This is a genomic window from Blautia sp. MSK20_18, assembly GCF_020553125.1.
GTDB lineage: Bacteria > Bacillota > Clostridia > Lachnospirales > Lachnospiraceae > Blautia_A > Blautia_A fusiformis.
Genome location: NZ_JAJCGR010000001.1, coordinates 155,898 through 168,828, shown reverse-complemented (window position 1 = coordinate 168,828; position 12,931 = coordinate 155,898). Strand labels below are relative to the sequence as shown.

The following is a 12,931-nucleotide window of genomic DNA, read 5'->3' as shown; positions in this document are numbered from 1 at the left end:
GTTAATAACCCACTCTAACAGACGGCACAGAACCGCCAAGGATATTCTGAAGATCACCTGTAATATCTACATTATATGGTCCAAGTACAAAAATATAGCTGGATACCTGCTGAAGGCTTCCTCCAAGTGAATAACATGCACCGGAAGTAAAATCGATGATCCTCTGTGCAAGCTCCACATCGATTCCTTCAAGATTCAGGATCACGGTAGAATTATCGACCAGTGTATCCGCAATTTCTCTTGCTTCCTCCATGGTTGTAGGCTTGATCACACAAACTTCCATATTTGCAGCCTGGGAAGAACGCTTGCTTGTACGCATTGGGGTAATCTTAGAAGAAGGTGCCGGTCTGGAAATACGTTCCTGCCTTGCCGGGGCCTTGGCTGCAGCTGTCTTTGCAGATGACTTGGCAACAGGTGCCTTAACCGTTTCATCTTCCGGCTCATCCTCTAGAAAATCCTCTTCCTCGTCATTTTTTTTCTTGGAAAATTTCTCAAAAAATTTCTTCTTTGGTTTCTCTTCCATATCATCATCTTCATCGAGGAAATCGTCATCATAATCGTCCTCATCCTCAAGAAGGCTATCATCTAACAATTCGTCATCGTCATAATCGTCGTTCAGTTTGATGGCATCTAAAAACTTGTCTAAAACGCCCATTTTAAATCTCCAATCTTATTAGTCTTATAATGCGTAATTTCTTGCACCAAAAATACCAGTGCCTACACGCACCATCGTAGCGCCCTCCTGCACGGCAACCATGTAATCTCCGGTCATTCCCATACTCAGAACACTCATAGTAACATTATTAATGTTTTTAGCAGCAATGTCAACACTTAATTTCTTAAGTTCACGGAAAATTTCGCGATTTTCCTCTGCATTATCAACATAGGGAGCAATTGTCATGAGCCCCTTTATCCGAATGTGTGAAAAATCTGCGATCTGTTCTATAAACGGTAAAACTTCTTCCGGTTTCAGACCAAATTTACTTTCTTCCTGCGCTACATTTACTTCTATAAGGATCGGAACAATAACCGCTTTTTTCGCTGCTTCTTTTTCAATCGTCTCGGCCAGGCGAAGCGAATCTACAGAATGGATCATTGCAACTTTATCCACAATATATTTTACTTTATTACGCTGAAGATGTCCGATCATATGCCATTTGACATCTGAAGGCATCTGATCATATTTATCCACGATCTCCTGCACTTTGTTCTCTCCAAAGACACGTGCTCCGGCATCATAAGCCTCCTTCAGCATCTCCACCGGTTTGGTTTTGCTTACTGCGATCAGTGTGACTTCATTCGGATCTCTGTTAATTTTATTGCAGGATTCATTAATATTTTTCTGCACCTGTGCCAAATTTTCCGCTACCATGATATAAATCCTCCTTTAATCAGTAAAGTATATCCTGTTCACTTACTTTATCTGCATTTTTCACAATACGGTCATATCGGACAAGCCCATTATAGGTTTCCTTTGATACAACCGCATATTCCTCATTTTCATCCAGGATCTCGATCCGGCGGAATACCGCATATCCCTGATTGACACAGAAAACTCCCTCCAGAACTTCTGTATCTCCGATGATAAACTTCTCTCCACTATCCGGATCAACAAGAGCATCTCCTTCTTTAAATTTATTCTTGTCTACGTAATAAATATAGCTTGTTTCCTGTGTTTCTTTGTCTGTGATCTCATCACGGCCATAGATACCGGCATTGACAAAGGTTGTCGTACTGTCGCCCTTTTTATTTCTGCCGGAAAGCATAAATCCGGATTGCTGTGTTTCATCATCCGTCGTAAGATATTTGGAAGGTATTGCATAAAACTCCTTCGTTACGATAGAAGATAACGGGATCTTTAAACCTGTCACATTGTTCGTGACAAGTTCTATTTCCAGAAACCGGTCTGACGCATATCGGATCAGTCCCTTATTAAAATCAATCTTACCGTATTTAGCCCCATCGATCTCCATGATTGAAAAGTCTCCTGTCTGCGTCAGATCATCTTTCAGAAACTTGACGCGGATCGATGTACGCTCCTTCAGATTAGCAGCCTGCTTCTCACTTAAAGGAATCAAAAGACTCCAGCGTTCATCTGTAATGATCGTATAAATATCATCTCCGGCCTTTATCTGTCCATCTGTTTTCAGATCCGTTTCCTGATAGGAATTCTGATCAAAATCAGCAGCTGTGACATTATCAACGGTTTTGGTTTCGTAGCCATCTGTAGAATACAGGATGATCCCGTCTGTCTGCGCACGGCGGATATTTGGATCACTGGAAACTATAGTTGTAACTGTGGCTTCCTCTCCATCTTCAGACGTCGTGCTTGCAGAAGAAGCTCCCGAACTGTCTGAAGCATACTGAAGGATGCTTCCATTGAGCTGATATTTAAAACTATAGGCACTGTTGAATTTGCTGGGATCAAATCCTTTGGAAAAGCTTTGCATATTACTGCGTATATCCGCCAGTTCCTCTCTGCTCAGAGAGGTTACATTGTCTGCAGATCTTGAACTGTTCAGGCTGTAGACAGCACCGTTGGCATTGATCTTGGTACCTTCCCTTGCGTAATATGTAACGTAACCGCCCGCATCTGCCTGCACTACGTTCTCTGTCATGATCGCCAGCCCTGTGTATGTCTCATTCATGGATAACGGACCGGAGGGAACCTGATAAGATTCCATATGAGAAGCTGTAAGATAAAGAATCACACTAAAGATCATATAGATAAAAATTGCTCCGAACATTACAGTTCCAATGTTCAGACCAAAAATTTTACGAAGCTTTGCTAAGAATCCCGGAGTTTTTCCGGAATGTACTTTATTATCCGGCAAATGAATGCCTCCTTTACATCGTTCATCTCTTAAAGTTCGTTTTATTGTAACATTTTATTTAAATGAATACAAGCTTTAAAACGTGCGAACATACTTTCCGAATATCCGTTTGCCATTTTTTCAAAAGTATGTTATACTATTCAAAATATAATTTCGTGATGCTGTCATATTATGGTCGACAGCAGATAAAATCAACCCAGGGAGGTAAGTACACATGACATATGGCAGAATCAGTAAAAAGCAGCAGGAAATACTGGATTATATGAAAAATGAGATCCTTAACAGAGGTTTTCCGCCCTCCGTCCGTGAAATCTGTGAAGCAGTAAACCTGAAATCCACATCTTCCGTTCACTCCCATCTGGAAGCTCTGGAAAAAAACGGATATATCCGCAGAGATGCCACCAAGCCCCGTGCGATCGAGATCATTGATGATAATTTCAATCTGGTCCGCCGCGAGGTTGTCAATGTTCCTCTTGTAGGCACTGTTGCTGCCGGACAGCCGATCCTGGCAGTGGAAAATATCGATGCTTACTTTCCGATCCCGGCTGAATATATGCCCAATGAACAAAGTTTCATGCTGACTGTCAAAGGTGACAGTATGATCAATGCAGGTATTTTTGATGGAGATCAGGTTCTTGTAAAGCAGCAGGCAACAGCAGAAAACGGCGACATGGTAGTTGCTCTGATCGATGATTCTGCAACAGTTAAGACTTTCTACAAAGAAAATGGTTATTATCGACTTCAGCCGGAGAACGACAATATGGAACCGATCATCATCACCGGTAATCTGCAGATCCTCGGCAAAGTATTTGGTGTATTTCGTTTCTTTTCATAAAAATATAAACAACAGATCCCACCCAATGTAATGTGATTTAAAAAGAGAGATATCTTTAAGGTAGCTGTACAGCCCCACAAAGATATCTCTCTTTTCTTTTTCAGCAGAAAACTTCTGCTTTTTGATTTCTTCTTATTTAGTTCACATAATATTTTTACAGTAAACTAATATAACAAATTTTACTCATTCTCACCAAGAAATTCTTCCGCATCAAGAATCTTGCCGTCTCTCCAGATCCTCTCAAGATCGTAGAAAAGTCTGTTTTCCTCATCAAAGATATGGATGATCATATCACCGTAATCCATGAGGACCCAGCTGGAGTTTCTGGTTCCCTCGATCTGTTTTGCTTCATATCCGGCACGGCCAAGCATTTCATCTGCATTGTCAACCATTGCCTGTACCTGATTCTGGTTGGAAGCACTTGCGATCACAAAATAATCTGCGATCACGGAAACCTCATGGATATCAATGATCTTGATATCCTTTGCTTTTTTATCATCCAGTGCCTTGCAGGCGATCCGGACCATCTCTTTTTCGATACTCATAGAATTTTAATCCTCCTGTCTGTTAGCTGCATCCTGCATTTTTCTGTCATGGAGTTCTTTATAATAAACATAAGCATCCCTGGTCGTACTGTCGATTTCCTTGGGATTTTCCTCCAGATATTCCAGTGTATCCTTTAAAATCTCATACATACACTCATCCAGATCTTCAAAAGCAATCTTTCGCACCTTCGCAAGATTCGGAGCTTTGTCACGCATTGGTTCAATATAGTCTGAAATATATACGATCTTCTCAAGAAGGCTCATTCCCGGTCTTCCTGTTGTATGATAAGTGATCGCTGTCAGGATCTCTTCGTCTTTAATATCATATTTACTGCTGGCCACATAAGCCCCCAGTTTGGCATGAAGAAGAAACGGATGATCCTTTTCAAAATCTGATACCGGAATATCATGCTGGCTGCACAGCTTCAGTTTCTTTTTATTAGGAATACACTTTGCACTGTCATGAAGAAGTCCTGCAGCCTGTGCATCCTCCAGATCATAATCATAAACCATGGCAAGCGCAGCACAAGTGTACATAACCCCCATTGTATGCTCAAATCTAGCCTCATCCAGATATTTGGAAAGTTTCTTTTTTATCTTGATAAAATCATATTTTCCCATCTGAATCATTTCCTTTATAGATATCGTTTTTCTCAATATAGGAAATCACAGGCTTGGGAACATAATAGCGGAGACTCTGCCCGCTTTCATGCCAGGAACGGAGCAGCTCACTGGAAACATCAATATTCATGGTATCCAGTCGAATAAAATTCCCGTTATACTTCTGTGACAGAAGTTGCATCTGCTGATCAAGTTCCTTCAATGGAGTATGATCTCTGGTTGCCACTACCAGTACTGCTTCCTGACAAATGCGTTCCGGTTCCATCCAGGTATCAAAATTAAAAAGCGAATCTGCACCGATGATAAAATAATACTCTGTGTCCGGATTCGCTTTATTCAGCTGTTCCAGAGTCCGGTAAGTATACGTATAGCCTTCCTCATGCATCTCGATCAGAGACAGCTCAAAGTGAGGATTATCCTCTATGGCAAGACGGACCATTTCCGCACGCTGTTCATCAGTCGCTCTGCCCTTACGGTTCCGTTTATGAGGTGGATTTCCGCAGGGCATGAACAAAACTTTATCAAGCTCAAGCTGTTCATAGGCTTTTTCTCCCAGGATCAAATGCCCCATATGAATGGGATCAAAAGTACCACCCATGATTCCTATTTTTTTTGTTGCTTTGCTCATTTATAACCTCCCGAGATTACGGAAGAATGATTTTTTTCTTGTCCTTTTTACCTTCTCTGTAGAGAACGATCTTTTTACCGATCACCTGTACTACCTGAGATCTTGTTCTCTCTGCAAGAACCTGTGCCATTTCACGTGGATCCTCCAGACAGTTCTGAAGAACGCTGATCTTGATCAGCTCTCTTGCTGCAAGAGCTTCCTCAACAGCAGCGGTATTTTCAGGAGTAAGACCACCCTTGCCAAGCTGAAGGATCGGATCCATTGTCATGGCAAGGCCTTTTAAATATGCTCTCTGCTTACTTGTCATTGTCATACCTCTTATTTATAATAATCAAAATCAAAGCCATACATACGAACCGTATCGCCTTCCTGGATACCGGCTTTTTCCAGTTCCTCCAGGATACCGCCCTCTTTCAGGAATTTCTGGAAGAAGGCAAATCCCTTCTCAGAATCCAGATTTGTATAGCCAAGCATTTTTTCAATCTTAGGACCTTCCACAAGGAATACTTCCGGATCTTCCTCGCTGCGCTCCACAGTAAACGGAAGATTTTCATTTACAAGAACATCTTCCGGGAAGAATTCCTGTTCAAACACTACCGGTTTCATCGGGCTCTTATCCAGAAGCTCTTTCACATGGAAAAGGAGTTCTCTGACACCCTGCCCGGTAACGGCTGAGATTGGATAAACCGAAATACCCTGTGGCTCAAATTCTGCTTTCAGTTGATCAATAGGGCTTTCTTCGCCATCATCAAAAATACAGTCAATCTTGTTGGCTGCGATCACCTGCGGTCTTGCTGCAATTTCCGGATTGTAGGCCTCCAGTTCTTTATTGATCTTGTGGATATCCTCCACTGGATCACGACCTTCTACGGAAGCGGCATCTACAATGTGGATGATAACTCGTGTACGCTCAATATGACGGAGGAATTCATGTCCAAGTCCCACACCTTCTGATGCACCCTCGATCAGTCCCGGGATATCAGCGATAACAAAGCCGCCGTTATCAGTATCTACAACTCCAAGATTAGGGCTCAATGTTGTAAAATGATAGTTGGCGATCTTCGGCTGTGCATTTGTCACACGGGAAAGGAAAGTAGATTTACCAACATTCGGAAATCCTACCAGACCGACATCTGCGATCACTTTAAGTTCAAGGAGAACCTCAAGTTCCTGAGCCGGCTGTCCAGGCTGGGCATATTTCGGTACCTGCATGGTAGCTGTTGCATAGTGCTGATTGCCTTTTCCACCACGACCGCCTTTTAATACGACCTGTCTGCGATTCTCACCGGACATATCCGCGATGACCTTGCCGGATTCCGCATCCATGATCACCGTACCTTCCGGAACCTTCAGGACCACATCCTTACCGTCTGCACCATGGCAGCGTTTTTTACCGCCTTCCTGGCCATCCTCAGCTTTATATTTTCTTCTGTGTCTGTAGTCTCCGAGAGTATTCTGGCCCTCGTCGATCTCAAAAATCACATCACCGCCACGGCCACCATCGCCGCCATCCGGCCCGCCATTGGGTACATACAGCTCACGTCGGAAGCTTACATGTCCGTCGCCGCCTTTACCGGAGCGGATAATGATCCTTGCTCTATCTGCAAACATATTACACCTCTATTCCAAAAAAAGGCTCCAAACCGGATCGATTTGAAGCCTTTTACCTATTTCATTACTCTGCGTCTACAGGAACGATAGAAACCTGTTTCTTATCGCGACCTTTTCTTGTGAATCTTACGACTCCGTCTGTAAGTGCAAATAAAGTATAGTCTTTACCGCAGCCTACGTTTTCACCTGGGTGAATCTTGGTTCCGCGCTGTCTGTAAAGAATGTTTCCGGCTTTTACAAACTGTCCGTCTGCTCTTTTCGCACCTAATCTCTTAGACTCGGAATCACGACCGTTCTTTGTAGAACCAACTCCCTTTTTATGTGCGAATAACTGAAGGTTCATCTTCATCATTGTTGTTACACCTCCTTGACTTTTACTGTCAAATATCGATTGTTATAACTACCAGCAATTTCCGTCAGACCGAGAAGTAAGGAATCCATAAGGAGCATCCCCCGTTCAGAAAGATCATTTCTGAAATGAATGGAAACAAATCCATCCTCTTCCTGCACATCAAATTTATCATCTGTGAATTTCTCAAGAGAATTCACCGTGGTAATGATCAGTGCAGATACCGCAGCACAGACAATATCCTGTCCGGCTTCTGCATAACCGGCATGTCCCTTCGAAATAAATTCTTCGTAAGATCCGTTTTTCTTTCTGACTTTAATTGTAATCATGATGACACCAGATTAACCGTTAATCTTTTCGATCTTAACCTTGGTGTACTGCTGTCTGTGTCCGTTTTTCTTGTGATATCCAGTTTTGCGTTTGTATTTGTAAACGATGACCTTGCGATTCTTACCGTTTTCAACTACAGAAGCGGTAACACTGGCATCTTTTACATCCTCGCCAACCTTTAATCCGTCATTGCTGACTGCGATCACGTTGTCAAATGTTACGGTTTCACCAGCTTCTACACCGAGCTTTTCAACTTTAATTACGTCACCCTCGGCAACCTTGTACTGTTTACCACCTGTTGCAATAATTGCGTACATCTGTGGCACCTCCTAATTATTTACTCGCCAAATTCGGTGGCTCCTGTTCTGAAACTGAAGCTCTTTAACCTCTTTGTGCGGCATACTCGATTATCATAACAGTGACATACTGTTATGTCAATAGTTTTTTTGATATTTTTATTATTTTTTTGTAAGCTCCCGAATGTCCTCGATCACCGGACGTCTTACTTTCTTTCTGGTCATTTCCAGGATATGCAATGGTGTGATATCAATGGCCCTGCTCTTTATCGGATCTTTTCTGAGGAGCTTCTGTAAAACATGAAAGAGTTCATCTCTGTGATCCGGATTTTCCATGTTGATAAAATCGATCAGGATAATACCTGAAAGATTACGCAGCCGTAACTGCCGGCCGATCTCCGCAGCCGCTTCCAGATTGATCTTGCGAAAGGTTTCTTCCATTTTCTTCTTTCCGGTATATTTTCCACTGTTTACATCAATGGATACAAAGGCCTCCGTCTGCTGGATCACCAGAAATCCGCCGCTGTTCAGCCATACCTTTTCTTTCTGGATCGCATCCAGTGCGGTTTCCACGCGATACAGCTTATAAAGCGGAAGAAGTTTGTCCTGATAAAAACGAAGCTTTTCTTTAAGCTCCGGGCTGATCTCTTCCAGATATCCCCGGATCATTTCCCCGATTTCCGGCACGTCGGTAATGATCTCATCCAGGTCACGGCCATAAGCATCTCTTACAGCCGCCACATAAAATGGTTCTGTCTCCAGTACAAGACTGAAACAGGTACGGTTCCGTCCCTGAACTACGGCTTTATGGTAGCGGCCCTTCAGCCACTCCAGTTCCTTCAGGATCTCTTCTTTGGAAGCGTCTGCGGCATTGGTCCGGACAATGATACCGAATTCCTTATCCGGACGCTCTGCTTCCTCTTTCAGCCATCCGCTGAGGCGATGGCGATCTTCCAGTGCCAGCTTGGAAGACAGACCAAACTTTTTATCTCCTGTAGTGAGAACAAGATATCTTCCCGTAAAATTCAGATTGGATGTCAGTGCCGGAAGTTTTCCCTTCATGGCATCCCTGCTCACCTGTACCAGGAGCTCATCTCCAGGCCGCAATGGTCCGTTTCCTTTTCTTCCTGCGGAAAAAACAGCTCTCTGTGCCTCTGCAAGAGAATAGTAGCATCTCTTTCCAGGCTCGATCTGCACAAAAGCCGCCTGGATATTGGATGCGATATTTTCGACCTGTCCGGTGTATATATTTCCAAGAATGGATTTTTCCTGATCGGATTCCAGTCGGATCTCAACGATCCGTTCCTCCTCTGAAAGGGCCGCTACTGTACAGGGCACACCATGGATCTCCATTCTTGTTATGATCAGTTTACTCAATTTCCTCACCTAATGATTCCAGAGTCACAAAACGTGGGCTTGCATTTTCTCCTTTATCGGCATACATTTCCAGACGTTTCACTGTGAAGGCAAATTCCGGAAGTTCTTCTCCAATCCAGTGGAAAAAGGTGTTTGTTACCATCTCCGGCTTCGTATAATTAGAGCTTGCAGATGCCAGCATATAAAAGAACCCATTCTCTCTTACTTCCATTTTATAGATATTCGGACGAAGATCGATCTCCTTTTCGCTGCGCTTGGTCTGCTTGGTCACTTTGATCTCCGGCTGTGCCAGAAATTCTTTCACACGGCTTTTCCAGTCAATAGAAGGCTCTTTGCCCGGACGGAACTCCACAAGATAATCTGCTGCTGCCACCAGTGCCATCGCTTTACCCGCTTTTCCATCCTCTACCTTGCGGACGCTAACGATATGCATCCCCTCTGCCATCTGTTCCTCCAGACGGGCTGCGATCTCTGCAGTAGGCATATCTTCTGCCATTTCCAGGTCAAAATAATCTCCGAGACTCTCCATCCCCACTCCAAGTGGAACCGCAAAAGACATGATCATATGCGGGCTGTATCCACCGGAAAACGCTACCGGAAGCTCTGCACGACGAAGTGCTTTCTGGAAATAACGCATGGTATCCAGATGTCCCACAAACTTCATAGGACCTTCTTTGCTGAATTTAATTCTTACCTTCAAGGCAGACACCTCCTTTAAATTTCATAGCTCCACATGCAGAACATTTCTGACGGCAGTTTTCCGTCACAACACCCTCTTTTGCACGCTGCCATTCACGCTCCAGGAATCTGCGGCTGACACCGGTATCAATGAAATCCCATGGAAGGATCTCATCCAGGCTTCTTTCACGAAGTGTGTAGAATGTCATATCCACTCCGCATTCAGCCATAGCTTCCTTCCAGATATCATAATCAAAATTTTCTGTCCAGGCATCGTAAAGGGCACCTTTTTCATAAGCCTTCAGGATCACATCCGCGCATCGTCTGTCCCCGCGTGCGAGAAATCCTTCCAGAGCTGTTACATCCGGTTCATGCCAGTTATAACGGATACTCCTCTGATTCAGCTGGGCGCGGACTTCATTTTTAACCACCTTGGCTTTTTCCACAAAATCCTGCTCTGTATACATTGGTGCCCACTGAAATGGGGTAAACGGCTTCGGCACAAAGAAAGATGTGCTGACGTTGATCTGTACCTTACCTTTACGCTGTTCTTTCGGAACTACCTCATAATAGGTCTCTGCGATCTTCTGTGCCAGATGAGCAATTCCCTTCATATCGTCTTCTGTTTCTGTAGGAAGACCGAGCATAAAGTAAAGCTTCACCTGATTCCAGCCACCCTTGAATGCTTCGCCTGCACCATGAAGGATCACTTCCTCTGTCAGACCTTTGTTGATAACGTCACGAAGTCGCTGAGAACCGGCCTCCGGAGCAAAAGTCAGGCTGCTTTTCTTTACATCCTGCACTTTACTCATAACATCCAGCGCAAACGCATCGATCCTGAGAGATGGTAAGGAAATATTAACAGCCTTTCCATGAAACTCTTCGATCAGGAAGTTCACCAGTTCTTTCAGCTGGGAATAGTCACTGGAGCTTAAGGAACTAAGGGAAATCTCTTCGTGTCCTGTATTTTTCAGCATGATACGTGCGGATTCTTTCAGAGTCTCCACATCACGTTCACGGGTAGGACGGTAGATCATTCCTGCCTGGCAGAAACGACATCCACGGATACATCCTCGCTGGATTTCCAGAGTTACACGATCCTGTGTAGCTTTAATATGTGGAACAACCGGTGCTTCCACTGCACGGTATTCCTTCTCCATATCTATAATCAGCTGTTTCTGGACTTTTTCCGGAACGCCAGCCTCTGTTGGCGCAAAGGATGCGATCGTGCCGTCTTCTTTATAGGTAACTTCATAAAGAGATGGAACATAAATTCCAGGGATCTTAGCTGCTGCCAGAAGAAAATCTCTCCTGCTGCCGCCAGCTTTCTTATTGGCCTTATAAGCATCAAAAAGAGCATCATAAACCGTCTCGCCCTCTCCAATATAGAACAGGTCAAAAAACGGCGCCAGCGGCTCCGGATTATACGCACAGGCACCACCACCGATCACAATCGGGAAATCCTCACCACGGTCCGCACTTTTCAGCGGAATCCCGCTGAGATCCAGTACCTGGAGGATATTGGTATAACACATTTCATAACCAAGAGTAATACCAAGAAAATCAAAATCACGGATCGGCTCCTGGGACTCCAGTGCAAACAACGGAATCTTCTTCTCCCTCATCACCTTATCCAGATCCGGCCATGGAGAAAAGAGACGCTCACACCATACATCCTCACGCTGGTTGAACATGTTATAGAGGATCATCATGCCCAGGTTTGACATGCCGATCTCGTAGACATCCGGGAAGCACATTGCAAAACGGATATCTACCGCATTTTTATCTTTCATTACGGAGTTAACTTCACCGCCAATATAGCGGGCAGCTTTATCAACTTTGAGCAAAATTTCATCACTTAATGCTAATTTTCTCATTCTATCCCTTTCTAAAATTAGTAATATTTCACAAAGAATTTAAAGATATAAAATTCAGTGAAACATCAAAAATGTTTATATTTGTAAGCCAATTCTTGTGTAAAAAGTTGCTATAAAATGATGCCCAAAACCCCGTTTGGTCAAAAATGGACATTTTTTCAACTTGCCAACAACGGTTATCATTACCCTCAAACAGTTAATATCCTGCGGATTTTCGCGAACTTATCGTAAAGAAAAATGGCATTTTGTATATTAAAATACAATGCAATGCCAAATATCACTAATAGCACAAAATTGACATACCTTCTCCCTATTATAATCATCTATGGTTAGGATTTCAAGAAAATTGTGTTCTTAACTGTATATGGCGATTGCATCCTTGTGCAGGGAGAATAATCCGGATCCGGACTCCAGTAAGGTTTCCTGGCATTTCATCAGTATTTAAAAAGAAATTCCACCATCTGCGTATTTGCACATTTACTTTCCTCCATTTCAGGAAAAGTTGTACTAAAAGCATGCGGAAGTTTTTTGTCCACCTCATAATCTTCAAGATGACAGATCACACCGGCTTTTTTTATCGCTTTTGCATACTGTCTGCTGTAATTTCGAAGAGTATCTCCGTAAGCTGTGACCAGAAATGACGGTGGCAGGTTTCGGATAATTTCTTTGTTTTCCGGATTTATATATGGATAAAACGAACTCTTTTTCCAGTGTTTCCCGTAAATATAGGAGGGAAGAACCTTCATAATTTTTCGGGGACGGTAAATATCCATGAAATGACAGGGCTTTCCATCTCCCATATAGTCAATGTCACAAATGAGTTCCACATCTTCCGGAAACGGATATTCCGCTTCATGTTTTTTCAGAAAATTATCAAGAAGTTTTTCTTTTTTTGCGGTTTGCTGTGCAATCATTTTATTAAACATGATTTCCCCTCCAGCTATGAAACA

Annotated in this window: 16 protein-coding genes; 1 reads left to right on the top strand and 15 read right to left on the bottom strand. The window is 43.3% G+C overall.

From position 1 onward, the window contains the following. Window position 1: 1 nt before the first annotated feature. The 3 genes from LI091_RS00765 to LI091_RS00755 are packed head-to-tail and all read right to left on the bottom strand — an operon-like array spanning window position 2 to window position 2,834. The gene (locus tag LI091_RS00765) at window positions 2–655 is read right to left on the bottom strand and encodes a cell division protein SepF (RefSeq protein ID WP_021652063.1); all 654 of its coding nucleotides are present in this window, start codon (window positions 653–655) and stop codon (window positions 2–4) included. Between the two features lie 24 nt (window positions 656–679). Further along, window positions 680–1,372, bottom strand: coding sequence for a YggS family pyridoxal phosphate-dependent enzyme (locus tag LI091_RS00760; RefSeq protein ID WP_173760484.1), 693 nt, complete (start codon window positions 1,370–1,372; stop codon window positions 680–682). Between the two features lie 19 nt (window positions 1,373–1,391). After that, window positions 1,392–2,834, bottom strand: coding sequence for an HlyD family efflux transporter periplasmic adaptor subunit (locus tag LI091_RS00755; protein WP_021652064.1), 1,443 nt, complete (start codon window positions 2,832–2,834; stop codon window positions 1,392–1,394). 214 nt (window positions 2,835–3,048) lie between these two features. On the opposite strand from LI091_RS00755, the gene lexA reads away from it, so the two are divergent. Next, entirely contained in the window at window positions 3,049–3,669 is a 621-nt protein-coding gene (gene lexA / locus LI091_RS00750; RefSeq protein ID WP_015525162.1) for a transcriptional repressor LexA, read from the top strand. A 179-nt stretch (window positions 3,670–3,848) separates the two neighbouring features. Here the strand turns inward: lexA and rsfS are convergent, their stop codons facing one another. The 12 genes from rsfS to LI091_RS00690 all read right to left on the bottom strand — a co-directional run bounded on the left by rsfS (window position 3,849) and on the right by LI091_RS00690 (window position 12,907). Further along, window positions 3,849–4,214 carry a ribosome silencing factor gene (rsfS, locus tag LI091_RS00745; RefSeq protein WP_015525163.1) on the bottom strand — a complete coding sequence of 122 codons (366 nt, stop codon included), beginning with the start codon at window positions 4,212–4,214 and terminating at the stop codon, window positions 3,849–3,851. Between the two features lie 6 nt (window positions 4,215–4,220). Continuing rightward, the gene (yqeK, locus tag LI091_RS00740) at window positions 4,221–4,835 is read right to left on the bottom strand and encodes a bis(5'-nucleosyl)-tetraphosphatase (symmetrical) YqeK (protein ID WP_015525164.1); all 615 of its coding nucleotides are present in this window, start codon (window positions 4,833–4,835) and stop codon (window positions 4,221–4,223) included. Next, window positions 4,822–5,463, bottom strand: coding sequence for a nicotinate-nucleotide adenylyltransferase (nadD, locus tag LI091_RS00735; protein ID WP_021652068.1), 642 nt, complete (start codon window positions 5,461–5,463; stop codon window positions 4,822–4,824). Before nadD ends, yqeK begins: the two co-directional genes overlap by 14 nt. Before the next feature lie 16 nt (window positions 5,464–5,479). Continuing rightward, window positions 5,480–5,770: a ribosome assembly RNA-binding protein YhbY gene (gene yhbY / locus LI091_RS00730; RefSeq protein ID WP_021978046.1), complete on the bottom strand. Its 291-nt coding sequence runs from the start codon at window positions 5,768–5,770 to the stop codon at window positions 5,480–5,482. An 11-nt stretch (window positions 5,771–5,781) separates the two neighbouring features. Next, window positions 5,782–7,074: a GTPase ObgE gene (gene obgE, locus LI091_RS00725; RefSeq protein WP_021652070.1), complete on the bottom strand. Its 1,293-nt coding sequence runs from the start codon at window positions 7,072–7,074 to the stop codon at window positions 5,782–5,784. A gap of 64 nt (window positions 7,075–7,138) precedes the next feature. Beyond that, window positions 7,139–7,426, bottom strand: coding sequence for a 50S ribosomal protein L27 (gene rpmA / locus LI091_RS00720; protein ID WP_015525168.1), 288 nt, complete (start codon window positions 7,424–7,426; stop codon window positions 7,139–7,141). Window positions 7,427–7,431: 5 nt separating this feature from the next. Continuing rightward, window positions 7,432–7,752 (bottom strand): ribosomal-processing cysteine protease Prp, encoded by a 321-nt coding sequence (locus tag LI091_RS00715; RefSeq protein ID WP_092069983.1) that lies wholly within the window; start codon window positions 7,750–7,752, stop codon window positions 7,432–7,434. Window positions 7,753–7,764: 12 nt separating this feature from the next. After that, the gene (gene rplU / locus LI091_RS00710) at window positions 7,765–8,070 is read right to left on the bottom strand and encodes a 50S ribosomal protein L21 (protein WP_015525170.1); all 306 of its coding nucleotides are present in this window, start codon (window positions 8,068–8,070) and stop codon (window positions 7,765–7,767) included. 141 nt (window positions 8,071–8,211) lie between these two features. Continuing rightward, the gene (locus LI091_RS00705) at window positions 8,212–9,435 is read right to left on the bottom strand and encodes a ribonuclease E/G (RefSeq protein ID WP_320442560.1); all 1,224 of its coding nucleotides are present in this window, start codon (window positions 9,433–9,435) and stop codon (window positions 8,212–8,214) included. Further along, window positions 9,419–10,135, bottom strand: coding sequence for a TIGR03936 family radical SAM-associated protein (locus tag LI091_RS00700; protein ID WP_334292737.1), 717 nt, complete (start codon window positions 10,133–10,135; stop codon window positions 9,419–9,421). The genes LI091_RS00705 and LI091_RS00700 overlap by 17 nt, the downstream gene beginning before the upstream one ends. Further along, window positions 10,110–11,981: a TIGR03960 family B12-binding radical SAM protein gene (locus LI091_RS00695; protein ID WP_265190672.1), complete on the bottom strand. Its 1,872-nt coding sequence runs from the start codon at window positions 11,979–11,981 to the stop codon at window positions 10,110–10,112. The genes LI091_RS00700 and LI091_RS00695 overlap by 26 nt, the downstream gene beginning before the upstream one ends. 434 nt (window positions 11,982–12,415) lie before the next feature. Further along, entirely contained in the window at window positions 12,416–12,907 is a 492-nt protein-coding gene (locus tag LI091_RS00690; protein WP_195656575.1) for an alpha/beta hydrolase fold domain-containing protein, read from the bottom strand. Between the last annotated feature and the right edge of the window lie 24 nt (window positions 12,908–12,931).

Excerpts from the sequence above, each read along its gene's own strand:
- LI091_RS00765 (WP_021652063.1), bottom strand. The coding sequence starts at position 655 with ATGGGCGTTTTAGACAAGTTTTTAGATGCCATCAAACTGAACGACGAT.
- LI091_RS00760 (WP_173760484.1), bottom strand. The coding sequence starts at position 1,372 with ATGGTAGCGGAAAATTTGGCACAGGTGCAGAAAAATATTAATGAATCC.
- lexA (WP_015525162.1), top strand. The coding sequence starts at position 3,049 with ATGACATATGGCAGAATCAGTAAAAAGCAGCAGGAAATACTGGATTAT.
- rsfS (WP_015525163.1), bottom strand. The coding sequence starts at position 4,214 with ATGAGTATCGAAAAAGAGATGGTCCGGATCGCCTGCAAGGCACTGGAT.
- yqeK (WP_015525164.1), bottom strand. The coding sequence starts at position 4,835 with ATGGGAAAATATGATTTTATCAAGATAAAAAAGAAACTTTCCAAATAT.
- nadD (WP_021652068.1), bottom strand. The coding sequence starts at position 5,463 with ATGAGCAAAGCAACAAAAAAAATAGGAATCATGGGTGGTACTTTTGAT.
- yhbY (WP_021978046.1), bottom strand. The coding sequence starts at position 5,770 with ATGACAAGTAAGCAGAGAGCATATTTAAAAGGCCTTGCCATGACAATG.
- obgE (WP_021652070.1), bottom strand. The coding sequence starts at position 7,074 with ATGTTTGCAGATAGAGCAAGGATCATTATCCGCTCCGGTAAAGGCGGC.
- rpmA (WP_015525168.1), bottom strand. The coding sequence starts at position 7,426 with ATGATGAAGATGAACCTTCAGTTATTCGCACATAAAAAGGGAGTTGGT.
- LI091_RS00715 (WP_092069983.1), bottom strand. The coding sequence starts at position 7,752 with ATGATTACAATTAAAGTCAGAAAGAAAAACGGATCTTACGAAGAATTT.
- rplU (WP_015525170.1), bottom strand. The coding sequence starts at position 8,070 with ATGTACGCAATTATTGCAACAGGTGGTAAACAGTACAAGGTTGCCGAG.
- LI091_RS00695 (WP_265190672.1), bottom strand. The coding sequence starts at position 11,981 with ATGAGAAAATTAGCATTAAGTGATGAAATTTTGCTCAAAGTTGATAAA.
- LI091_RS00690 (WP_195656575.1), bottom strand. The coding sequence starts at position 12,907 with ATGTTTAATAAAATGATTGCACAGCAAACCGCAAAAAAAGAAAAACTT.